General features: G+C 45.6%; 18 protein-coding genes. 10 read left to right on the forward strand and 8 right to left on the reverse strand.

Annotated elements, in window-relative coordinates; translation table 11 throughout:
• The first annotated feature begins 50 nt into the window (after nucleotides 1-50).
• On the forward strand, nucleotides 51-803 hold the full coding sequence (locus H8S65_RS08520; RefSeq protein WP_186929564.1) for a hypothetical protein: 753 nt from the start codon (nucleotides 51-53) through the stop codon (nucleotides 801-803).
• A gap of 93 nt (nucleotides 804-896) precedes the next feature.
• Here the strand turns inward: H8S65_RS08520 and H8S65_RS08525 are convergent, their stop codons facing one another.
• On the reverse strand, nucleotides 897-1,166 hold the full coding sequence (locus H8S65_RS08525) for a Txe/YoeB family addiction module toxin (protein ID WP_186929565.1): 270 nt from the start codon (nucleotides 1,164-1,166) through the stop codon (nucleotides 897-899).
• Nucleotides 1,157-1,417 (reverse strand): type II toxin-antitoxin system Phd/YefM family antitoxin, encoded by a 261-nt coding sequence (locus H8S65_RS08530; RefSeq protein WP_186929566.1) that lies wholly within the window; start codon nucleotides 1,415-1,417, stop codon nucleotides 1,157-1,159. Before H8S65_RS08530 ends, H8S65_RS08525 begins: the two co-directional genes overlap by 10 nt.
• Before the next feature lie 846 nt (nucleotides 1,418-2,263).
• Between H8S65_RS08530 and H8S65_RS08535 the strand changes: the two genes are divergently transcribed.
• Nucleotides 2,264-2,560, forward strand: coding sequence for a hypothetical protein (locus H8S65_RS08535; protein ID WP_186929567.1), 297 nt, complete (start codon nucleotides 2,264-2,266; stop codon nucleotides 2,558-2,560).
• Complete coding sequence (locus H8S65_RS08540; RefSeq protein ID WP_186929568.1) at nucleotides 2,560-2,826, forward strand: hypothetical protein; 267 nt, start codon at nucleotides 2,560-2,562, stop codon at nucleotides 2,824-2,826. The genes H8S65_RS08535 and H8S65_RS08540 overlap by 1 nt, the downstream gene beginning before the upstream one ends.
• A 393-nt stretch (nucleotides 2,827-3,219) precedes the next feature.
• On the opposite strand, the gene H8S65_RS08545 is transcribed toward H8S65_RS08540, so the two are convergent.
• A complete protein-coding gene (locus H8S65_RS08545) occupies nucleotides 3,220-6,051 on the reverse strand; it encodes a phage tail tape measure protein (protein ID WP_186929569.1) in 2,832 nt (943 codons plus the stop codon).
• Between the two features lie 680 nt (nucleotides 6,052-6,731).
• Here H8S65_RS08545 and H8S65_RS08550 point away from each other — a divergent pair.
• From H8S65_RS08550 to H8S65_RS08565, 4 genes are all read left to right on the forward strand, one after another.
• The gene (locus H8S65_RS08550; protein ID WP_186929570.1) at nucleotides 6,732-7,400 is read left to right on the forward strand and encodes a recombinase family protein; all 669 of its coding nucleotides are present in this window, start codon (nucleotides 6,732-6,734) and stop codon (nucleotides 7,398-7,400) included.
• 299 nt (nucleotides 7,401-7,699) lie between these two features.
• The gene (gcvH, locus tag H8S65_RS08555) at nucleotides 7,700-8,080 is read left to right on the forward strand and encodes a glycine cleavage system protein GcvH (protein ID WP_186929571.1); all 381 of its coding nucleotides are present in this window, start codon (nucleotides 7,700-7,702) and stop codon (nucleotides 8,078-8,080) included.
• The gene (purE, locus tag H8S65_RS08560) at nucleotides 8,077-8,583 is read left to right on the forward strand and encodes a 5-(carboxyamino)imidazole ribonucleotide mutase (RefSeq protein WP_186929572.1); all 507 of its coding nucleotides are present in this window, start codon (nucleotides 8,077-8,079) and stop codon (nucleotides 8,581-8,583) included. The genes gcvH and purE overlap by 4 nt, the downstream gene beginning before the upstream one ends.
• A 118-nt stretch (nucleotides 8,584-8,701) precedes the next feature.
• The gene (locus tag H8S65_RS08565) at nucleotides 8,702-10,543 is read left to right on the forward strand and encodes a 4-hydroxy-3-methylbut-2-en-1-yl diphosphate synthase (RefSeq protein WP_186929573.1); all 1,842 of its coding nucleotides are present in this window, start codon (nucleotides 8,702-8,704) and stop codon (nucleotides 10,541-10,543) included.
• Nucleotides 10,544-10,644: 101 nt separating this feature from the next.
• Here H8S65_RS08565 and H8S65_RS08570 read toward each other — a convergent pair whose 3' ends face one another.
• Nucleotides 10,645-12,453 (reverse strand): alpha-1,3-galactosidase-related protein, encoded by a 1,809-nt coding sequence (locus H8S65_RS08570; RefSeq protein ID WP_186929574.1) that lies wholly within the window; start codon nucleotides 12,451-12,453, stop codon nucleotides 10,645-10,647.
• A gap of 109 nt (nucleotides 12,454-12,562) precedes the next feature.
• Here H8S65_RS08570 and H8S65_RS08575 point away from each other — a divergent pair, with 109 nt between their 5' ends.
• The 3 genes from H8S65_RS08575 to H8S65_RS08585 all read left to right on the forward strand — a co-directional run bounded on the left by H8S65_RS08575 (nucleotide 12,563) and on the right by H8S65_RS08585 (nucleotide 16,398).
• Nucleotides 12,563-14,116 carry a PAS domain-containing sensor histidine kinase gene (locus tag H8S65_RS08575; RefSeq protein WP_186929575.1) on the forward strand — a complete coding sequence of 518 codons (1,554 nt, stop codon included), beginning with the start codon at nucleotides 12,563-12,565 and terminating at the stop codon, nucleotides 14,114-14,116.
• A gap of 78 nt (nucleotides 14,117-14,194) precedes the next feature.
• A complete protein-coding gene (cysS, locus tag H8S65_RS08580; RefSeq protein ID WP_186929576.1) occupies nucleotides 14,195-15,673 on the forward strand; it encodes a cysteine--tRNA ligase in 1,479 nt (492 codons plus the stop codon).
• Between the two features lie 317 nt (nucleotides 15,674-15,990).
• Nucleotides 15,991-16,398 carry a PaaI family thioesterase gene (locus tag H8S65_RS08585; protein WP_186929577.1) on the forward strand — a complete coding sequence of 136 codons (408 nt, stop codon included), beginning with the start codon at nucleotides 15,991-15,993 and terminating at the stop codon, nucleotides 16,396-16,398.
• Between the two features lie 229 nt (nucleotides 16,399-16,627).
• Here the strand turns inward: H8S65_RS08585 and H8S65_RS08590 are convergent, their stop codons facing one another.
• The 4 genes from H8S65_RS08590 to H8S65_RS08605 are packed head-to-tail and all read right to left on the reverse strand — an operon-like array spanning nucleotide 16,628 to nucleotide 22,480.
• Nucleotides 16,628-19,051 (reverse strand): ABC transporter permease, encoded by a 2,424-nt coding sequence (locus H8S65_RS08590; protein ID WP_186929578.1) that lies wholly within the window; start codon nucleotides 19,049-19,051, stop codon nucleotides 16,628-16,630.
• Nucleotides 19,052-19,079: 28 nt separating this feature from the next.
• Complete coding sequence (locus H8S65_RS08595) at nucleotides 19,080-19,742, reverse strand: ABC transporter ATP-binding protein (protein ID WP_186929579.1); 663 nt, start codon at nucleotides 19,740-19,742, stop codon at nucleotides 19,080-19,082.
• A 12-nt stretch (nucleotides 19,743-19,754) separates the two neighbouring features.
• Complete coding sequence (locus H8S65_RS08600) at nucleotides 19,755-21,002, reverse strand: efflux RND transporter periplasmic adaptor subunit (RefSeq protein WP_186929594.1); 1,248 nt, start codon at nucleotides 21,000-21,002, stop codon at nucleotides 19,755-19,757.
• Nucleotides 21,003-21,037: 35 nt separating this feature from the next.
• The gene (locus tag H8S65_RS08605; RefSeq protein ID WP_255489099.1) at nucleotides 21,038-22,480 is read right to left on the reverse strand and encodes a TolC family protein; all 1,443 of its coding nucleotides are present in this window, start codon (nucleotides 22,478-22,480) and stop codon (nucleotides 21,038-21,040) included.
• Nucleotides 22,481-22,537 lie beyond the last annotated feature (57 nt).

Here is a 22,537-nt window from a genome sequence, read left to right on the forward strand (position 1 = left end):
TATATATAATGCACATAACTATATTACATCAAAAACAAATAAATAAAAAAATGAAAAATTTCAAAGAAGCAATCACCACTTGCATTGCGCTCAACATGCTGGAAAAAGTACAAGAACCCTCTAACAAAGATGCTATCAAAAAGCAAGCTCAACACATGCTTTCTACTACTAAGAAAGGTGAGTTTTCTAATAGTGATATTGATAAAGTTCTTAATGCCGTTGACGAATATACAGATAGGGAACTGGAAGAACTAATGCAGGATTCTGTGAATAAAGTAGTCGACCAATACCATGAAGTAAAGAAAAGAATGTTCGGCCGTATCGATGGAACGCTGGATAATGCACCCCATTTTGGCGGAGCAGGTAAGCGCATTAATCTGGATAATATACATTTTGAAGCATGGTATCCAGAACTCCCCGACCTATTGATGGGAACTGTTGATAAGGTTGGCGTTTTCAATGCTTCTGAGTTCCTTAGAAGAAGAAAAAGCGATAAGAATGTAGAAGATTTCCTCTGTGAATGCAAAGTCATTAAAACGTACCAAAACCGCCTAAAAACCAAAGAGATGGCATTTAATTGTGACAATGGTGATATATTACTAAATGCTTATTTGGCATTTTCATTTGTAGAGTATGTAGATATCAATTTCTCCATCTATATGCACGATCGCATGCACGAGTTGTTTAGTAATGGGGTAATTGTGTCTGATAACTATTTGGCTGTTGCTGCCAAACGGAGATTGCCAAAGAAAGTGTTGAATCAATTGGCAGATAAGAAATCATCGGAGCTAAGAGAGCTTTGATTTGTTTATGATTTTAATTCCAATAATCAAGGTCTGGCTATGAAAAACAAATCCTTCCAGTTATCCTGTTGTATGGGATGCTGGAAGGATTTTTTATTTTTTGTAGTGATAACGCATAGATAATACATATATCTCTACCATATCCTCATGAACTTTGTAAATAATCCGGTGTTCTGAATTAATCCGCCTCGACCAATAGCCTGCAAGGTCGTATTTTAATGCTTCAGGCTTACCGAGACCTGAGAAAGGGTGAGCCGCTATATCGGCAAGCAAAGCAGTTATTTTAGCCATTATAGCTTTGTTACCGCTTTTCTTCCAATATGCTCGGTCTTCTTGTGCTTGTGGCGAAAAGATTATTTCCATAAGTCTTCAATATCAATCTTTACGCCTTTACCTTCGTGTATTTCTTTCTCACCTTCTTTGATACGTTTTACAAGCTCTGGGGAAGACATTATATACTCTGTTTCCTTTATAGCGTTGTATTCGTCCAGTGAGATCATTACCACACCAGTACCTTTACCACGATTAATTATCACTGTTTCAGAATCATCAATCACTGAATCGATGTAACTTTTCAAGTTACCTCTTAGGTCGGAATAATTAGCTGTTCTCATATTATGTACTATTTTAAGTACAAATATAGGTACTTAATTAGAGAAAAGCAATAGGGGTAGCCTTTTTTCTATTACACTTGCCACGGATTCAGATAAGGGTTATATGATTTCTGGAAGGTAGCAACACCCCAGTCTGTTATTGGTTGGCCTGAATGATCGACTTTGCGAGAGCTTGATTTTAAAGGTTTAATTCGGCTTTTAAACTTTTGATGAAAAAAAACCTTATTCGTATTCAAAACCTCTTAAGGAAAAAGAGGGATAAAATCAGAGAATAAAAAAAAGATCGGCATGAAGAAGTTAGAACAATGCTTGCGTTCATCTAACACTTGCTGAAAGAGATCAACATGAAAATATTAGGCAATGCTTGCGTTTCCCTAATACTTGTTGGTGATTTATTGGTATTTATCTGATACAACAAATATTTGGTGTCTTAAGATAATAAGGTCTTATGATCCTCTGTTATTACGGAAGTAGGCACACCGTTAAAGATTCTTATTCGTGTTTGGGTCTATATCAGCTTATCTAAATGATTAGTTGCGCAATCGCATAGGGGAGATAAGTTAGACGAATAAAGTGGTACACTCCACACCAATACTATTAAATGTATTGGGTATAATCTTCTTTTAATAAGGGGATTATAGGGGTTTTATTGCACTCCCTGCGGGAGTTGGTAAAGCTCAAAGCCCATATTACACCCAAAACCTTAACTCACATCTTCAGTCTTTTCTTTGGAAAAAGAAAGACATTTTATATTTTTCAACCCCGCCAATATCTTATGTCTCACCCCTTCAGACGTGATATTGCGGGGTTCTTTTTTTTAAAGCAACAACTAAAAACAGCATAACAATGAACGAAATTAAAAATTTAAGAAGTAAAGCCAGAAAATTTTCTCACAAATCTTACGGAAAAATGATTTCACGCCTTGCATCTTATGGCGTACACGTGGATGAGTTTTGCTCTTCCAACCTATCACACTATGATATTGTGCTCCCTTTTGAATTGGAGTATTCCAGTGTTAAGAGAGCATATTATATCGCCAATACCGTACTTGATACTATAGAATACGACGGCGTTTCCTTCTTTTTGATGGAAGTAGAGAACACGAATTATCTATGTATTAAATTTTGGAAGGAAATACTTTGATGAAAAAATCTCAGCGGTTTTATATCCCCAAAGAAAGAAGAGAAGAGCTTGGATTTCAACGCATCATGCACGAATCCGAGATGAGAAAAATAATGGAAAAGATCGGCATCAATGTTACTTCTGCCAGATTAGTTGGAAATTTTGCAACTGAAAATGGCTATGAATCGTTCAAAAAAGCATTCAAAAAGAAGGTTGAACTTTTCTATAAACCAAAAGGTTCGCCGATCCCCAGCCTCAAATCTCTTGGCATTCGTACGCAAATCTAATATATTATTCCTTTTAGCCGTTATTCCTTCACTGGGATAACGGTTTTTTTTGCCAGAAAAGTAATTGATTATTACATGTATATAATACATTTGTAACAAAGGCTGGCGTACCTTATTTTGTTATTTTTCAGACACTTAGCAGATTATATAAAATCTAAAATAACAATTTAATACAAAACACGCATTGTTTATATCAATTTGATATTTTATATATTAAATATCATAAATATTGATATACATAGAAGCTATTTTGTTACATGTGTAAGATGCACAATTATGCTGAATCAATTGATTTTCACGCTCTCACATAATCTTAAAGTTAATCATATTCAGCCATCAAAAAGATACAAAAAAATCCCTCATCTGGTTGGTTGCAGGTGAGGGATTTGTTATTTATACCAATTCCTGATCTCCGGCAATACTTAACAATGCCTGAGATAAGAGATTCTTAAATTTTTCTATATCGTTGAGGTCTGCACCTGTTACAGAGCCTATGCTAATCAAGCTGTCACAATGTATTTTCGGTAATGAATCCGTAGAAAATTCTCCATTGATTGCTTTTGATTGGTTCGTTGGAATAGACTGTGAGAACTGCTTGTTTCTGGTTTCTTCCATCTGTTGTTCGACTGAAGGAATGCTATCGGCTTTATCTTTGTTTGTAAATGGGATTTTGTATTTATCTTTGTTAATAAATGGTATTTCATATTTATCTTTCCAACTTTGATAAGGTTTGGAATTTATTCTGTCTTGCTCTGTTCCCTTTGTCGGATCAATTCTTACGTTCTTATTCGGGTATATAGGTTGACCGTATGTCGGTTCTTTCAAATAATCAGGCATTGCATTCTGGAAGAAATTTAAAGCCTTGTTATCATATACTCCCTTGTTCCTTAGTAGATTAAAGCCTTCCGTTACCTTTGCTTTCTTTTGATCGTTGGTCAGCAACTCACCTTTGAATGTCGGATCAATACCGGTTTCCAATTGAAAGAGCTTAAACGCTTCAGCGGTGGATATTGCTTTGTTGTTGAGTACATTTTCAAAGAATCCTATTCTCAGACTATCTAATGTCTTGAATTGATTCATTTGGCTGTTGTATCTGCTGGTGAACTCATTTGATCTTTCTGCTATTCCTTCCGTAAATTGCTCAGGTGTTTTCCCTGTAATCACCTTACCGTTAAATGGCAACTGTTTGTCCATCGTGTTGGATAGCGTGTACAAAGGCGTTTGTTTCATTGCGTCTATCCATGTACGTCTTGCCTTTAACGCTTCTAATGCTGTTGATGTAGGTAAATTTTCCAGACCTTTAAAAAACTCCTGAGAGTTCGTATAATCAACGGTTGCAGCTTCTTCACCTCTTTTATTTAGTACTTTGGCGTACTGGGTTAATTGGTCTACATCACCTTGACCGTTGAAGTTTCCCAGATAATTAAAACCGATTGATTCCCAATAAGATTTCTTTTTCCCATCTTCTTTTTTTTCCTCATCTTTCTTGGCAAATCCTGGCTGCAACTCATTCATTTTTTCCTGAATCCCATCCAACGCTGCATTTGTTGCGTTCTTTGCGAGATAAGTTTTACCGGCAAATAATACTAATGCTGCGATAGCTGCATCTATTAAGGTAGGGATTGCTCCAAATTTCCCGTTCATTCCACCTAATGCGCTGGTTAATGACCTTGTACTTCCAGCGGTATTAGAGAAACTGTCGCTGATCTTATTTACCTGTTTAAAGATAATACCGCCAATTATAAGGTTGCCGATCCAGTCCCAATTATCCATCACCCAACCCGATAACTCGCCTAATGATCTGGTTATTAACAATATATTGCTGCCGATCTGGGATAAGGCATCAATCGTTTCGGGCTTTGCAAGTGTTTTGGTAATATCTTCCAGAAATCTTTTTATCTCAGGCTGCAAAGGTTCTATAGCTTTTAACCCTGTTTCGGTGAACTGAGATGTCACTTTAGCCCACTGCCCCGATAATGTTTCGTCTTGTTTTTTCTTTGCTACCATTGAGGCGAAACCTGTTGAATTTAAAGCCCTTTCAGCAAGTTCTGGCAATGTTTTCAATGAGGAAAGGATATTATTTGCTGCATTTCCGCCTACTACGTCAAATACTGCCTGTATATCCTGTACGCTGAGGTCTTTGCCTTTGAATTGAGTAAATATATCAGTCAAAGATTTTATTTTCGTTTTTCCTGTCTTATCAATGTCATATAGGGAAATCTTATATTTATTAAGGACTTTCAACGCTTTCTCAGTGGGATTTAGCAACCTTATCATCATACGCCTTAAATTTGTACCGGCCAATGTTCCTTTAATACCGGCATTGGCCAATAATCCAATTGCCGAAGCTGCTTCATTGAATGAAACGCCTGCTAAGCTCATCATAGGGGCTGCAAATTTCATAGCCTCTCCCATCTCTGGAATAGTTGTATTGCTGGATGCTGTAACCATTGCTAATATATCAGCTACTTGTCCCATCTTACCAGAATCAATGCCATAAGCAGTTTGAATGTTAGTAACAATGTCTGCAATTCTATCTAATGGCGTATCTGAGATTGTTGCAAGGTTGGCAATAGGTAAGATGCTGTTATTTATATCTTTAATACCTAATCCTGCCATCGCTAAGTATTTGGTTGCGCCTGCAACTTCAGTAGTGGTGAACTTGGTGTTAACTCCTACATTACGCACATTCCTGCCCATCTCTGCAAAACGATCTCCAAAGGTTAGTGCGTCCTTATCAGTTGCTTGCAATATGCTTCGTACAGTTACCATTGTATTTTCATACTGGGAAAAATCCTTTACGATAGAACCAATACCATATCCAGCTGCCAGTGTTCCCATTGTTCCCAGTGTAGAACCCAATATTGTACTACGACCTATCCCTCGCGTACCTCTATTATATAAAGGAAATTTTTCTTTGGTTGCTCCGACTTGATTGGTTTTGATGGTAACCGTTTTTCCTTTGATAGCATTGATCTGCTTCTGTATATTCCTCAGCTGGGTATTAATGCCCTTATCAACGTTAAATCGAACTGTCTTAGGCTTGCTTATTGTTCTATTGAATTGCTGGTAAGTTCTTGTTACGGTGTTGATTTGTCTTTGTAACTGTTCCAGCTTCTTAATGATTGGCGGGACTGATCGTTGTACTGTGTTAGCGAACTTTGACAGAGATCTGCTTGCTTCTGATTCGTTGATGTCAATATTATATCTTACATTGTAATCCATGTGTTTTTGGTTTTAGTAATTACTTATTGAAGAATAGAGATATAAGATGTTGATCGCTTAATTCGGCTTTATAGGGGTGCGAGTTGGTTAATTGTCAGACTTTTACTTGGTGCTCCGCCGAAAAACCGGCTCAGTATCCAACTGGAAAATCAGTGGAATCTAAAAATCAATCCATTAACCGTCCGGCAATAACCGTCCGGCAAAAACGAGATTTGAACCTTGATCCCCGAAAAATTTTTGAATTGAAACTGAAGAAAAGTTCTCTATTGTTCGGTGGAATTTTTCACTTAATTGATTATCAGCACCTAATAGAGTTTTCCTCATATCTGGGAAAACCTCATCAAGCAAAAAGATTTGCAACCACTTCTGGAGTCACTTAAAAACGGACTTGAAAAATCCGGCCGGCAATTTGTATGGTATCCGTTCCTAAAGGTACACCCACCCCGTTTTTTTTTCGTTTTTTTTCATTGCGTTGTTGGTATTGGTGTTGCCTATCTGGTGTACATCATCATCAGCGCACCATCATGTACACCGCCTGTGTTCGTTCGCCATTGATGGCGAGTGTACAGATTAAATCGTACTAAGTAACGAATAAAAATATTTCACAAATCACATACGTTCGTTTGTGGTATGTGAAATTTCTATTATCTTTGCCACAGAATCATTAAAAACAATGCGTTATGAAATATGTGGCTTATTACAGGGTATCAACAAATAAACAGGGAAGAAGTGGTTTAGGCTTGGAAGGTCAGCAAAAATCCGTTATGAATTGTCTTTCCCAGATTCCTAATTGTGAACTTGTTGCCAGCTTTACAGAAATAGAAAGCGGTAAAATAGACGATCGCCCACAACTCAATGAAGCGTTGCAATTATGTAAGGATAACAACTATACTTTGTTGATTGCAAAGTTGGACAGGCTTAGTCGCAATGTAGAATTTTTATTCCATATTAAAAACTCTGGTGTAGATATTCATTGCGTAGATTTACCTCAACTCAACACTTTAACACTGGGTATATACGCAACGTTAGCCCAACACGAACGGGAACTGATCGGACAACGTACCAAAGCTGCATTGCAGGCAAAGAAAGCAAGAGGCGTAAAACTTGGCGCACCTAATGCAACATTCACTAATATCATGCGCACCAATGCGTTAGAGGCAATCCAAAAGAAAGCTCAGAGCAATGAAAATACAATTCGCGCAGTTGAGGCTATCAGAATGAAATTGCAAGAAACAAAAAATCTTTCTCAGATAGCAGCATATCTCAATGAAAAACATTTCCAGACAGCCAAAGGAAAAGCATTCAGGGCTGAACAAGTGAAACGGCTGATTGAAAAATACGAACTATAATAAAATAGTTTAAGAGTGTTAAGCCTTAGTTTACAAATATGTATGCAGACTATAATTATCAATGGATTTATCTACATTTATCATATATAAATTTTGTAAGTCAACTTTTCCATACATAGTATTGTTAATATGATATTTACAACTAACTTTGCAACTGAAAAAGTATTATAATGTTGAACAGGAATTAGCCTATATTTTCAACAAAATTTTCTTTGACATATTGATTGATGAGGATAACAGGCTGCATTTCAATAAGTTATTGCAATTATATTTATTTATCTAATAAAAACACTAAAATTATGAATTTTCCTGCAGATTTAAAGTACACAAAAGATCATGAATGGATCCGTGTAGATGGCAATGTAGCCTACGTTGGTATTACTGATTATGCTCAGGGTGAACTGGGTGAAATCGTTTTCGTCGACATCACGACAGAAGGCGAAGCTGTTGCCAAAGAAGAAGTTTTCGGTACAATCGAGGCAGTAAAGACTGTTTCAGACCTGTTCATGCCGGTAAGCGGTGAAGTGATCGAAGCGAATGCCGAATTGGATGACAAACCGGAATTGGTGAATGAAGACGTGTATGGCAACGGATGGTTAATCAAGATATCCATTTCAGATCCTTCAGAACTGGATGAACTGATGTCTGCTGCCGAATACGAACAAATGATTGCGAAATGACACCTGTAGTAAGTATCATCATGGGCAGTACTTCGGATCTGCCCGTAATGGAAAAAGCGGCCAAACTGCTCGACGAGATGGAGATCCCGTTCGAAATGCACGCCTTGTCCGCCCATCGTACGCCTGCCGAGGTGGAAACATTCGCCAAAGGAGCCAAAGGACGCGGTATCAAAGTGATTATTGCGGCTGCCGGCATGGCTGCACACCTGTGCGGTGTAATCGCTTCGATGACGACAGTCCCCGTGATCGGCGTGCCTATCAATTCGACGCTCGACGGTATGGATGCTTTGCTGGCCATCGTACAGATGCCTCCGGGAATCCCGGTTGCCACTGTCGGCATCAACGGTGCTCTGAACGCCGGCATCCTGGCAGTCCAGATGCTTGCCGTCGGAGACGAACAGCTTCAGGACAAGCTTGCCGCCTATAAGGAAGACCTTAAAAAGAAAATCGTAAAAGCGAACGAAGAACTGGCTAAGGTTTCTTTCAAATACAAAACAAATTAGTTGAAAGTTGACAGTTGAAAGTTGAAAGTTAACAAAAACGCAAGGTATTCAATACCGCTTGACACCATTGTTGACTCTCAACTTTCAATCGTCAACTTTTAGCTTTCAACTGAAAAAGATGGAAGATTTTTTTAACTATCGCCGCCGTAAATCGTCTGTTGTCAACATAGGGAATACTCCGTTAGGAGGCAATAATCCGATTCGCATCCAGTCGATGGCAAACGTCTCCACAATGGATACCGATACGTCCGTCCGCCAGGCGATCCGGATGATCGAGGCCGGTGCGGAATATGTACGTTTCACCGCCCAGGGAGAACGTGAAGCCCGCAATTTAGGTATAATCCGTAAACAACTCAACGAGGCCGGATATACGACACCGTTAGTCGCCGACATCCATTTCAACCCGCGTGCAGCCGATGCCGCTGCCGAAGAGGTGGAAAAAGTGCGCATCAACCCCGGAAACTATGTGGACAAGGTGAAGACGTTCGACCTGCTGGAATATACCGACGAGGAATATGCCGCAGAGTTACAGAAGATACGTGACCGCTTCATTCCATTCCTTAACATCTGCAAAGCACACGGAACCGCCATCCGCATTGGCGTGAACCACGGCTCGCTGTCCGACCGAATCATGAGCCGGTATGGCGACACTCCCGAAGGCATGGTTGCCTCCTGCATGGAATTTCTACGTATCTGCCGGGATGAGAACTTTCCCGATGTCGTGATTTCTATTAAAGCCTCGAACACGGTTGTCATGGTGAAAACCGTCCGCCTGCTGGTCAGGACGATGGAAGCCGAAGACATGTACTACCCGTTGCATCTCGGTGTGACGGAAGCCGGCGACGGCGAAGACGGACGCATCAAGAGTGCCGTCGGTATCGGCGCCTTGCTGTCCGATGGCATCGGCGACACGATCCGCGTCTCCCTGAGTGAAGATCCGGAGGCTGAAATCCCGGTTGCACGCAAGCTGGTCGATTACATACTCGAACGTGAAGGGCACGAGCCGGTAGAGGCCGTACCTGCTCCGGGATATGATCCGGTTGCTGTCGAACGCCGCCGTAGCCGGGTAACGGAAGGAATCGGGGGTAACTTCCCGCCGATCGTCATTTCCGACCGCAGCAACGGTGATTTCGAGTTCGATTATGCGTCTCAGCCGGACTATATATACATCGGTAAGGAAGATCCGGATAACCTGCCGGATCACTTCCGCCTTTTGGTAGACGCCCACTTCTGGAAGGAACGTCCGAATGCCTATCCTTTTTTTATCGCATCGGAAATAGAGGAACTGAAAGATTATTCCGTCCCGTTGAAATTTATCCGCCTCACCTACCGGGATCTGACCGACCGCGTAATCGAGGTCCTGAAAAAAGATACCTCCGTAATCGTAGTCTTGAGTACACATCACCGGAACGGTATCGCCGCCGAGCGTGCAGCCATGCATCGCCTGTTGGCAACCGGTTGTGATGTGCCGGTTGTCTTGCACCGCGACTATAGGGAGACGGATACCGAGGCGTTGCAACTGAAATCGGCTGCCGACTTCGGAACTTTGCTGTTAGATGGTTTCGGCGACGGGATCATGCTGCACAACGAAGGCTGCGAAGCGATGGTGACGGACAGTTGCATGTTCGGCATCCTGCAGGCAACCCGTACCCGCATCAGCAAGACAGAATATATCTCCTGTCCAAGCTGCGGACGTACCTTGTATGACCTGCAAACGACAATCGCCCGTATCAAGGAGGCCACTGCACATCTGAAAGGCTTGAAGATCGGCATCATGGGATGTATCGTGAACGGCCCCGGCGAAATGGCGGATGCTGATTATGGCTATGTCGGTGCCGGAAAGAACCGGATCAGCCTATATAAAGGTAAAGAATGCGTGCTGAAAAACATCCCCGAAGAAGAAGCTGTAGAACGATTAGTCCAGTTGATAAAGGAAAATGGGGATTGGACGGATCATTAAATATAATTGAAAAGGAGTGTGTCAGATACAAATTGCATTGAAATAAATATGTCCGTATCTTACACACCCCTTAATCCTTTTTTTAATCTTGCCTATACGTTTTATTCCTCAGACCTTATATCTTTCTCCGCATCAAACCCTCCCTCAAATCGATTATCCTTGATCTCGGCATTAACAACGCGCTGGAAGAAGAAACGATGGTTGTTCCAATGGAAAGCCGGATAATCATGATTTTGTTTAATCACATTATCACGGAAGACAAGACCATCCACCGATTTGGCATACAGGATCGGCATGTCGAAAGTTTCGAATTCGTTGTCCTCGATCACGATTCCGCTATGGAAATATTTCTTCTGATCTTTCAAATCAGGTATCTCCGGATAGATGGAGATAACAGCGTTCGTAAACTGGAACTGATTTGTCAACGCATTGATAAACTTGTTATTCCGGATCAGCACGTCATGGCAGGCGCCCGTCTCGAACCATCCGTTACAGTCTCCACACAGGAGTATTGCCGTACCGGAAGTATGATCGAAAACATTATTCTCGACCACTGTCTTTTTCGGAGTACTGAACAGGGAACCACGGGCACGATTATTGCGGATCATGTTATCGGCAAAATAAACCTCCGGCGTCCATTCTAAATTCTCGATACCGTAAGTGCCGGCTTCACAGATGGCGGGATCGACAGGCTTCTCAAACGTAATGCGGAACTGCTTTGCACCATGATCGTCAGGCTTATCGGCAGCTTCAATCGCTGTTACCTTATTCTGTTCCCCTAAAATCTCCATCGTTTTGGAATCGATGAACTGGACGGCATCGCCCGGACGGCCCCATTCGAAACCGTATGACTGGCCGTGCATGTATTCGCCGACCAACGTCTTGTCGTCTACCCGCTTTTGCACTTTCAGATAGGTTCCATGCACATTGATGGCATCATCCATCATGCCTTCGTATAGACCGCCCACCGAACGGATCAGCCCCTTGCAACCGGAGAAATGAGTTGCATCGGCCTGTGTCGTGAAATAACGCGGATCATCCTTGCCACGCAGGCAGACCGAGAATTTATCCAGCGTGATATTCTCGCTCATCTGTGCTAACAAGCCCATTCCTTCCGCATAATGCACCTGTATATTTTCGAGTGTCGTATTCGTATCATGATACATGAAAATACCCGGAGTCGGACGACCATGTCCGCGCATGGCAACAACAGTTCCGGGGATCAGCTTCCTGTTATTCCAAGGAGCGACGATCTTGCGTGGAGCGATCTCCTGCACCTTCCTCGTCCCAACCGCAATATCGCTGGTTCTGTAAACCAGACGTTTGGTATCTCCTTCAAAAGCGATACCGGAAGAAGAGACATGTTCCCAACCTTTCCCTTTGGCGACAAAGTTACTGTCGCGTATCTCATATTCTACCCAGGGAGCGACTTCGTATGTGATCATCCCGCCGACCGTGTCGTTCGCCAGCACCTTCACCTGGCTGATATGCGGATTCTCAAAGTCGATACTGAAGTTCTTCAACGTGCAATTCTCCGAACCGACCAAAGAAACCGGAAGCATCCGACCGTGGAAAATCAACTCGGCCCCCTGTCCGTCAAAGATCACATTCTTCATATTCTCAAAGGCCAGCCCCACCGGTTTCGGATTGTCCTGATCGTGATTAGAAATGAAATATTCGCGCTCGGAAGCACCTTCGGGATAGAAATCATAACGTCCCTTCGGCAACAGGATACGGAGAGTATCGGAGTTCGCTTTCACCGCAATCTCCTGAAGGGCTTTTGCGATCAATGGAGAAGCATTTTCGCCGGTATCCGGTTTCAATCCATACCCGGACAGGTCATACACGCCGCCTTTACAAGCCGTAAACAGGGCGATAAATAAAAGTGTCAAAACAGAGTTTAGTTTCATGGTTTACATCTTTAGTTGATTATATTTCCAATTATACAGGCAAATATACCATTTATTTGTAAATTTGCAGGCTGTCATATTCTTTGATTATTAACGTAAAATAAAGCCAATGCTACAAATTTCAATTCTGATATTATCGACATTTGCTGTTATTCTTCTTTCGATATTCATTTTCTTATTATGCAAAAAGAATAATAAGCATCAAGAAGAGATCAAAGAATGGCAGAAAATCCAACAGGAAACGATCGATCTGAAAAACAAACTCACGCTTGCGCTACAGGCAGGCGAGCTTTCCGTATGGTCGTATCTGCCGGAAGAAGACGGTTTCGATCTGGCAGATGAAAGTACCGTCCCACAACCGGGAATGAAACTGCATGACGTGACCAAACAGCTCGTACCGGAAGACCAGGAAAAGCACAGGCGGCTCGTTTGGGACATCGTAGAAGGCAAATGCGACAAGAAAGTCGATACGTTCCGGCTCGTTACGCCGGACGGGAATATCCGCTGGTATGAAATCTACGCATTGGGAGTCAAAGATGAAAACGGAACAGTAAAGCGGCTGATCGGGACACAAAAAGACATCACCGCACAAGCCGAACGCGAACAGGCTCTCCACAAATATCTCCAACGTTCCGAGCTGGCGATCCGTTCCGCCAATATCATCCAATGGGACTACGATGTCGTAACACGGAAATTCACCCGTCTTTTCATCGATCCGACACAACCCGATTTATTTATCCGCAAACCGTTCAACTTTTCCCTCCATCCGGAAGACCGCCTCGTCCTGAAACACGAAGAAGATCTACGCGCAGGCGGGAAGGGAGGTTCTCACTCGCTTCATTTCCGCGTCATGATGGAAGGAGATACGGAATACAGATGGGTAAACTCTTTCGCCGTCCCGCTCGAACAGGACTCGACCGGGTTCGTCACTAAGCTGACGGGACTACAGATAGACCTGACTCCCTTGGAAAAAGCGGAAGAATCCAATCGGATGAAAAGTGCTTTCCTTGCCAATATGAGCCACGAGATCCGGACACCTCTCAACGCTATAGTCGGTTTCTCCCAGCTCCTTGCACAAACGGAAGACAAGGAAGAACAGGCGGAGTTCGTCCGCATCATCGAAAACAATAACAACCTGCTGTTGCAGGTCATCAACGATATCCTCGACCTTTCGAAAATAGAAGCCGGGAAAATGAAATTTATCTTCACTGATTTCAATGTATCGGAAGTACTGACGGATCTTCGACAAGTCTACATGCCCCGCCTGGAGAAAGGGATCGAGCTCATCTGCGACATTCCGCACACTGTCTGCATGATCCATTCCGAAAAAAACCGGCTGACACAAGTTGTGTCCAACCTGCTAAGCAATGCAGCGAAGTTTACATCCAAAGGTTCCATCACGATGGGATATCAGGTCGTCGAAGGAGGATTATCGTTCTACGTAACCGATACCGGGAAAGGGATCAAGAAGGAGAACCTCGAACAGGTATTCGAACGCTTCACAAAATTCGACAGCTTCGTTCCGGGAACAGGGTTGGGACTTTCCATCTGCCAGCTGATCGTGCATAAACTGGGTGGACAAATCTCGGTGGAATCGGAAGAAGGAAAGGGAAGTACATTCCGGTTCACGATCGCCTGCGACCCCGTTTCCATTACAGATTAATTAATGAAATACATTTTAAAACAGGTTGGCAAAGGCAGAGATTATGCCTATATTTGCCCCTCTTAAATACAAATAGATATGGAACATCCATTAAGCATTTACAACACACTCACAAGAAAAAAGGAACAGTTCATCCCGCTGCACGAACCGCATGTGGGTATGTACGTTTGTGGTCCTACGGTTTATGGCGACGCCCATCTGGGACATGCACGACCGGCTATCACTTTCGACCTGCTGTTCCGTTATCTGACTCATATAGGATACAAAGTACGCTATGTACGCAACATAACCGACGTAGGCCATCTCGAACATGATGCCGACGACGGCGAAGACAAGATTGCCAAGAAAGCCCGCCTCGAACAGCTCGAACCGATGGAAGTGGTGCAGTATTACCTGAACCGTTACCATCACGCGATGGAAGCGCTCAACGTACTTCCGCCCAGTATCGAGCCTCATGCTTCCGGCCATATCATCGAGCAGATCGAACTGGTGAAGAAGATCCTGGACAACGGCTATGCCTACGAAAGCGAGGGTTCCGTTTATTTCGACGTGGAGAAATACAACAAGGATCATAACTACGGCGTTCTCTCCGGACGTAACATCGACGATATGCTAAATACGACCCGTGCATTGGACGGGCAGGACGAAAAACATAATCCGATCGACTTCGCCCTTTGGAAATGTGCGCAGCCGGAACATATCATGCGCTGGCCTTCTCCGTGGAGCGACGGTTTCCCCGGATGGCATTGCGAATGCACGGCGATGGGTAAAAAATACTTGGGCGAACATTTCGATATCCACGGCGGTGGCATGGACCTGATCTTCCCGCATCACGAATGCGAGATCGCGCAGGCTATCGCTTCCCAGGGTGAGGACATGGTTCATTACTGGATGCACAACAATATGATTACCATCAACGGGCAGAAGATGGGCAAGTCGCTGGGCAACTTCATCACGCTGGACGAGTTCTTTACCGGTGATAATAAGGTGTTAAGCCAGGCCTATTCGCCTATGACCATCCGCTTCTTCATCCTCCAAGCCCATTATCGCAGCACGGTGGATTTCAGCAACGAAGCCCTGCAAGCAGCCGAAAAGGGGCTGGAACGTTTGATGGATGCTTATAACCATTTGATGAAACTGAAAGCCTCCGACATCTCGACAGTGGATGTAAAGGATTTGCGCCGCAAATGTTACGATGCGATGAACGACGACCTGAACTCGCCAATCGTGATCGCCCATCTGTTCGACGCAGCCCGTGCGATCAACTCCGTAAAGGATGGCAAGGCTACGATCTCGGCCGAAGACCTGAAAGAGCTACAGGACGTATTCCATACGTTCATCTTCGACATCCTCGGAATAAAGGATGAAGCTACCTCGGCCGGCGGTAACAACTACGAAGCGTTCGGCAAAGCAATGGACCTTTTGTTGAATATCCGCCAGCAGGCAAAAGCAAACAAAGACTGGGCTACTTCCGATAAAATCCGTAACGAACTGACTGCCCTCGGCTTCGAGATCAAGGACACGAAGGACGGAGCCGAATGGAAATTGAGCAAATAAAACAGACTTCAATATTTGGAGTTTTGAATCAGGTAAATGATGATTTACCGGTGTATAATATGGAGGCGTGCCGTAGGCTCTCTTTTGCCGATAGATGATTGTTCCGGCTTTGCCGGTTCTTCTGTGGGTTTTAACCCCTTTAAATACAACCCATAAAGGGGCTAAAGCCCACAAAGGAAGAGGCTTAGCCTCCAGGCCTTTTAAACCGTCTGCTGAAGCAGACGGCAAAAGAGAGCCTGCGGTACAAGGCGCAGCCTTGTCTGTTAGTTCACCGATAAATTATCATTTACAGGTTCAAATATTTTCATACTATAATCATGACAATAAACGAATTTCTTCAAGGCGACAAGTTCGCCTTATTGGCAGGTGTCGAACTTTTGGAGACAGGCAACGGGTATGCAAAAGCCCGCATGGAAATAAAGCCGGAACACCTCAACGGCGGCGGCGTATGCCAGGGCGGTGCTATCTTTACATTAGCCGATCTGGCCTTTGCAGCTGCCACGAACAGCCATGCACGCCTGACACTTTCCATCACATCCAGCATCAACTTCTTCAAAGCCGAAAGCAAAGGGTTTCTTTATGCCGAAGCCCGCGAAGCCTTCAGCCACAAAAGACTCGCCAACTGTGAAGTACGGATCACCAATGAAGCCGGCGACCTAATCGCCACCTTCAACGGAACAGGCTACAGAAAAGATACGGAGCTGCCATTCACCCCGATAGAATGATTTATCTAAACCTATCGAACAGACACTACGGCAGACTTTTTCAATCGCTTATAAGCAACTTCCAGGCGGGTCATCAATTCGTCGCTGTCGATCGCGTTGATGATATCCTATATCAGATTGAGTTTGCGGGCTTGTAATTCTAAATGCGTCATAATGAATGTCCTTTCTTTGATGTTGATACAAATGTACGCTATTGCCGTCAGATTAGCAAATAGCGTACATTTGTATTTTATTCGTAACGCAAGGACCGGGCCGGTTTGCTGAAGATAGTTTTGGCAGTTTGCCAGCCGATGGTCAGCAAAGAGATCACACACAATAAAAGAACCGGAACAAGGAAGAACCAGGCTTTCCAGTCTGTGCGGAACGAATAATGGTTTAGCCAGTCTCCCATGATCCAACCCGAAAGCGGAAGGGCGATGACAACTGCAATCGCGATCAGGAGGAAAAACTCGCGTCCCAACTCATAGAAAAGCTGTATTCTGGAAGCTCCCAGAACCTTCCGGATACCCATCTCCCGAATACGGGTAGAACAGGAGAACATAACCAGGACACCCAATCCCATACAAGAAATAAAGATCGCCAGTATCGCAAAGAGCGCAACAATCAACCCGAACACTTCATCCTGCCGGTATTGCTGGTCGAAGAACTGGTCGAGAAAGAAATAATCATAGCTGGAATCCGGGAAATAACGTTCCCACACCCCTTCTACCTGCTTCACAAGGTCACGCGGGTTACCGTTTTCCATTACGACGGAGATATAACGTTGTTTCATCCAACTCAACTTCTCATGCAAGGCAAACAGGATCGGCGTATAATCTTTGTTAAGCGACTGCTGGTGGTAGTCTTTCACCACCCCGATAATCTGCATCGGCTGGTCGACGGTTTCGACAGACAGGCGTTGCCCCAAAGCAGCATCCGCCGACTCAAAACCTAACGTGCGGACAGCCGACTCGTTCAGGACGATCTTATACACATCTCCCCCGTAATCTTCGGAGAAACCGCGCCCGGCAACGAACTTCAGATCGTAAGCACCCAGGAAATACTCGTCGCAGTTCAGCATCTCCAACAGGCGCGTCTGCTTCGTCACATCGCTTTCGCGGACGATGGACAGGAAGTCGGTCACTTCCGTTCCCGGTACTGCGCCCGAAACCGTCACACCTTTGACTGCAGGCAGCAAGGCGACCTCTTTTTTAAACGCCTGCAACTTCATCGCCAGCTCCTCGCATTGTGCCGGGAATTTAAGAACCAGCGTCTGGTCTACACGCACTCCCAAAGAGGCATTACGCATATATTGAAGCTGCGCATACACGATCAACGTCCCGCAAAGCAACACCAAAGAAGCCGTATATTGCAACACCACCAGAACCTTACGGGTGACTGTCGCCCCACGCGTATGGGTAAACTTCCCTTTCAGCATCCGGATCGGCTTGATGCCGGACAAGACAGTTGCCGGATAAAAGCCGGACAGAAACACACCGGCGGCAAAGATCAGCAGGAGATACCATCCCAACGAAGTCGTAAACCAAACGGAAAAACTCAGATCCCGTCCCGTCAGGTTATTGAATGCAGGCATCAACGCCTCCATCAGCCCGACGGCGAGGATAAATGCGATGCTGTTCGTCACCAGCGATTCGAAAAGGAACTGGGAAACAACCTGCCTCCGGCTCGCCCCCGAAGCCCGGCGAATCCCGATCTCCTTCGCACGCTCCATCGAACGCGCCACCGTCATATTGATATAATTAATCCAGGCAATGCAAAGAATGGCAAGCGCCGTACAGATCAAGACCCAGATGGAAGAGCGGTTCCCCTTCACCTCCGGCTCATACGCTTTCTGCGGATTCAGGTGGATATCGCGGAGATTCGTCAACTGGATCGCCCAGGTTTTATTCTTCAACGCCTCTTCCGTCTTATACTTCTCAGCCATCGCTGGAAAATCTTCTTCCACCTGCGTTTTCAGATTCGCCGACTTCAGCAGGACATACGAATAGACTTCGTGGCGATACCAATACTCGTCCATCCACTTCGGGAGCGTCTTGTAAGAGATCAGTAGATTATAGCGAATATGCGTATTGACCGGCATATCCTCCATGATGCCGGTCACCTCGCAGGCTTCCTCCCCGATATTACTGCGGAAAATCAGGATTTTTCCGATCGGATCCGCTCCCTTGAAATATTTGCGGGCGATACGTTCGGTGATAACCACCTTGTTCGGTCCGTCCAGGCAGCTCTCTTTATTTCCTTTCAGCAGTTTGAAGTCAAAGAAATCGAAGAAGTTGGCCTCTGCATAGCCGATGCCGATCTCGCGATAGAGCAGTTCGTTGTATTTCACGACCTGTTCCGGAAAATACTGGCTTCCGACGCGGGTGTAATCCTCGACGGCACTCATATTCTGCTTCATGGCCGTGGCATAACCGGCAGACGAACTGGCCCAATCGTCCGTCAGCTCCCCATTCTCATAGAAGCGGGCTTCGACACGGAAAATACGATCCTGCCGGCTGTGCATGTCGTCATAGCTGTATTCGAAAGCCACGTACGTCAGGATCAGCAGGGCAGCCGCCATGCCGATCGCCAGACCGACTATATTGATGGCGCTGAATCCTTTCTTTTTGGTAAGGCTGCGCCACGCACTGTTCCAATAGTTTGTTACTATCATGGTGATAAAGATTTTCAAAGATGAATATTCAAGAAACGATCCGCCCGTCCAAAAGATGGATGATCCGGTGCGCGAAACCGGCATCCCGTTCCGAGTGGGTGACCATGACGATCGTCGTCCCCTGCTTATTCAGTTCGCGAAGCAATTCCATCACCTCCGCCCCGTTCGTCGAATCCAGGTTACCCGTCGGTTCGTCGGCGAGGATCAGCGGGCAGTCCGTCACCACGGCGCGGGCGATAGCGACACGCTGCTGCTGTCCGCCAGATAGCTGTTGCGGGAAATGCCCGGCACGATGTGCGATGTTCATCCGGTCGAGGACCTCCATCACTTTCTGCCTGCGTTCGGACTTCCGCCCGCCGAGATAAACCAAGGGCAGTTCCACATTCTCGAAGACCGTCAACTCGTCTATCAGGTTGAAGCTCTGGAAGACGAAGCCGATATTTCCTTTGCGGAAAGCCGTCAACTGGCTCTCTCCCATCTTGTCCACCTCCTTGCCGTTAAAGAAGTATTTGCCGGAAGTCGGCGAGTCGAGCGTACCTAAGATATTCAGCAAGGTCGACTTGCCACAGCCCGAAGGTCCCATAATAGCGACAAATTCACCTTGTTTGATCTCAAGGTTCACCTCGTTCAATGCTTTCGTCTGCACCTCTTCGGTGGTGAAGACCATAGACAGATTCTCTGTTTTAATCATAAAGCAAATATATTATTTTAGTATCAGTTTCTCGTTATCCCCAAACAAGTCATATCCGGAAATAATCACCTTCTCCCCCGGTTGCAGCCCTTCCACGACCTCGTAATACTGCGGGTTCTGGCGACCGATGCGGACAGGGCGGCGACGAGCCGTCTTTTCTTCTTCATCTACTACATACATGTATTCGCCGCCGCTTGCCTGATAGAAGCTTCCACGTGGAACAATCACCGTCTGCACGGGATCGCCCAGCTGCAGGTTCAGGTGGTAGGTTTGTCCGGCACGTATATTCTCCGGGCGTCCGGAGACAAAATGCAGGTCGGTGCGAAACTGTCCTTCCCGCACTTCGGGATAGACCTTCGTCACTTCCATATCGTATTTCTTTCCTTCGCGTTCGAAGCTCGCTGGAAGGCCGGGCATGACACGTTCCACGTAATGCTCGTCGATCTTGGCTTCCACCTTCAGTTCGGGCGTGATCACCTGGCCGATACGTTCGCCCTGGGCGATGGACTGGCCGATCTGTGCCTCCAAGTTACCCAACTGCCCGTCGACGGGAGCCTTCACCTTCAGGTTTTCCAGACGCTCACGAACCAGGGCGAGGCTCTTCTTCATATTCCGGATGTTCTCGTCCAGGCTCTGCAACTGGCTGCTGCGGAACAGGTCGTCCTGCTCGATCCGTTCGTCCACCACAGTCAATTGTCCGAGGGCGGCTTCATAATCTTCCTGTGCCTGCAAATAGTCTTCGCGGGACAACAGATTCTTCTTGTACAAGCGTTCGTACTGCCTGAAACGGCGTTCCTTCTGCACCAATTCCTTGCCCAGGCCGATGCGGTCCTGTTTCAGCCGGAGATGTTCCTGCTCCATGCTGAGGCGGGTGTTACGGAGTTCGTTCTCCTGATAGGCCAGGTCGGCTTCGCTCTGCAGGATGCCGATATTCAGGAGCGGATTGCTGAGACGCAGGATCACGTCGCCCGCCCGAACCTGCGTTCCTTCCTCGATCAGGCGTTCTTCGACACGACCGCCTTCGATGGCATCGAGATAGATGATACGGTCCGGCAACACCTGCCCGATGACACGGATATAGTCGTTGAACTCTCCTTTCTGCACGGTGGCGATCGTAATACGATCTTTCTCCACCTTCATGGAAGAAGAAGTGTCGCGAAAGATGAACCAAAGTAGGCAAAACAACACGGCAGCGGCTCCTGCCACGGCATAAATGTGTTTCTTCTGAAACCGGGACTTCCGCTCGATACGGGTATCCATATTATTATTCATCATTATTTACTATTATTTTATTGTTACTTTTGCCTTGATCCTAAGGTAACGAACACCCCGGTTCTATAAAAATCCACCAACCTCCTCTTCAACTCATACTGCAACCGCGTGCGGGTCAACTCCGCCTTTGCCATGATGTAAAGATTCCGTTTCTCCATCAGTTCGAAGACGGAGATCATTCCCTCTTCCCATTTCTCCTCGCTCTCTTTCAGTGTGATGGTGGAAGTGCGAAGCTGTTCGAGCGCCTGCCGGTGTTCCTCGACAGCAGCCCGGAGGGAAAGGCAGGCGTCGTCTATATCCTTATAAAGACTCAGGCGTTGTTGTTCGTTCTCGTTCTGTATCCTTTGCAGGCGGAAACGCTCCTTCCGGACACCCGTCAGGCGTGAAAGTCCGCTGAACAAAGGCAGCGAGACGCTCACGCCGATATATTTGTTCATGTTATTCTTCAACTGGTCTTTGATCGGAACGATCTCACCCAAGTCATTCCGTTCCGTGTCGTAGTAACCGGAATAGAGGCTGAACTCCGCCCTGATGGAAGGAGAAAAAGCACCGGACGCCATCGCCAACGACTTGCGGGAGGCTTTCTCCCTCAACTCCATAGCCCGGAATTCAGGCAGGGATGTTTCGGAAGCCGCATAGATCTCGTTGGAATCTAAGACAGGGAGCAAGGGAAGTTCGCCCTCCCCGCCGGGAGAGATCGCCAGCGTATCGGCATCCCGCATATTCAATAATTCTTTCAAGGCAAGCAAGGAGAGACGGCAACCGTTCGCCTTCACCGTCTCCTGATAAATATCGGATTGCAGGCGCGCTTTCACCTCCTGCAAATCGGAAGGGGAACGCATGCCCAGATCCACATATTCGAGCATCTGCTCATGATAGCGTTCGCTCAACTTCCGCTGTTCGACAGCGAGCTGATACATCTTCTCGTCGAAACAGAGACGAAAGAAAGCATCCATCACCTCAAAGGCAATCCGGTTCTCCTCGATTTTCTCCGTAAGTCCACCGATTTGTTTGTTCAGTTTGCGGAACTGCAACCGGTTGACGCGCGTAAAGCCGTCGAACACCGGAAGCGAGACATTCAATCCCATCGTACTCTCTAAGAAGGAAGAGGAAGTATAGAGGTTCGTTTTCGGATCGACCGAACGCCCCAAACGTTTGCCCAATGCGCCGGTGGCGCTCACCGAAGGCAGGAAATCGCCATAGGCGGCGGTAAGGTCTTCCCCGGCAATCCGTGTATCCAGGCGGCTATTCCGTACGCGGTAGTTCTGTTCGACGGCATAGCGCATGCAGTCGTCCACCGTCCAACCGGACTGTGCCTGCAAACAACCTGACGGAGCCAGGAAGACGAGAAGGAAAAGAGATAAGCCTCGTTTAATCGTTATTTGTGCATTCATCATGACAGAAAGGGCGCAAACGGCGTGCCAGAAATATAACACACAGACAATCAACGGCATTCCAAAAATCATTCCCGCCAACCGTCCAATTTTTGGACGCCCGGACGTCCAATTTTTTGACACTCCCCT

This window comes from Parabacteroides hominis (assembly GCF_014287585.1).
GTDB classification, from domain to species: Bacteria; Bacteroidota; Bacteroidia; order Bacteroidales; family Tannerellaceae; genus Parabacteroides; species Parabacteroides hominis.

What these genes read in the sequence shown, in the direction of transcription:
- H8S65_RS08595 (WP_186929579.1), bottom strand. Translation starts at nt 19,742, where the DNA reads ATGATTAAAACAGAGAATCTGTCTATGGTCTTCACCACCGAAGAGGTG.
- H8S65_RS08540 (WP_186929568.1), top strand. Translation starts at nt 2,560, where the DNA reads ATGAAAAAATCTCAGCGGTTTTATATCCCCAAAGAAAGAAGAGAAGAG.
- H8S65_RS08605 (WP_255489099.1), bottom strand. Translation starts at nt 22,480, where the DNA reads ATGATTTTTGGAATGCCGTTGATTGTCTGTGTGTTATATTTCTGGCAC.
- H8S65_RS08520 (WP_186929564.1), top strand. Translation starts at nt 51, where the DNA reads ATGAAAAATTTCAAAGAAGCAATCACCACTTGCATTGCGCTCAACATG.
- purE (WP_186929572.1), top strand. Translation starts at nt 8,077, where the DNA reads ATGACACCTGTAGTAAGTATCATCATGGGCAGTACTTCGGATCTGCCC.
- H8S65_RS08530 (WP_186929566.1), bottom strand. Translation starts at nt 1,417, where the DNA reads ATGAGAACAGCTAATTATTCCGACCTAAGAGGTAACTTGAAAAGTTAC.
- H8S65_RS08590 (WP_186929578.1), bottom strand. Translation starts at nt 19,051, where the DNA reads ATGATAGTAACAAACTATTGGAACAGTGCGTGGCGCAGCCTTACCAAA.
- H8S65_RS08535 (WP_186929567.1), top strand. Translation starts at nt 2,264, where the DNA reads ATGAACGAAATTAAAAATTTAAGAAGTAAAGCCAGAAAATTTTCTCAC.
- H8S65_RS08575 (WP_186929575.1), top strand. Translation starts at nt 12,563, where the DNA reads ATGCTACAAATTTCAATTCTGATATTATCGACATTTGCTGTTATTCTT.
- H8S65_RS08525 (WP_186929565.1), bottom strand. Translation starts at nt 1,166, where the DNA reads ATGGAAATAATCTTTTCGCCACAAGCACAAGAAGACCGAGCATATTGG.
- H8S65_RS08570 (WP_186929574.1), bottom strand. Translation starts at nt 12,453, where the DNA reads ATGAAACTAAACTCTGTTTTGACACTTTTATTTATCGCCCTGTTTACG.
- H8S65_RS08545 (WP_186929569.1), bottom strand. Translation starts at nt 6,051, where the DNA reads ATGGATTACAATGTAAGATATAATATTGACATCAACGAATCAGAAGCA.
- H8S65_RS08600 (WP_186929594.1), bottom strand. Translation starts at nt 21,002, where the DNA reads ATGGATACCCGTATCGAGCGGAAGTCCCGGTTTCAGAAGAAACACATT.
- H8S65_RS08565 (WP_186929573.1), top strand. Translation starts at nt 8,702, where the DNA reads ATGGAAGATTTTTTTAACTATCGCCGCCGTAAATCGTCTGTTGTCAAC.
- H8S65_RS08585 (WP_186929577.1), top strand. Translation starts at nt 15,991, where the DNA reads ATGACAATAAACGAATTTCTTCAAGGCGACAAGTTCGCCTTATTGGCA.
- H8S65_RS08550 (WP_186929570.1), top strand. Translation starts at nt 6,732, where the DNA reads ATGAAATATGTGGCTTATTACAGGGTATCAACAAATAAACAGGGAAGA.
- cysS (WP_186929576.1), top strand. Translation starts at nt 14,195, where the DNA reads ATGGAACATCCATTAAGCATTTACAACACACTCACAAGAAAAAAGGAA.
- gcvH (WP_186929571.1), top strand. Translation starts at nt 7,700, where the DNA reads ATGAATTTTCCTGCAGATTTAAAGTACACAAAAGATCATGAATGGATC.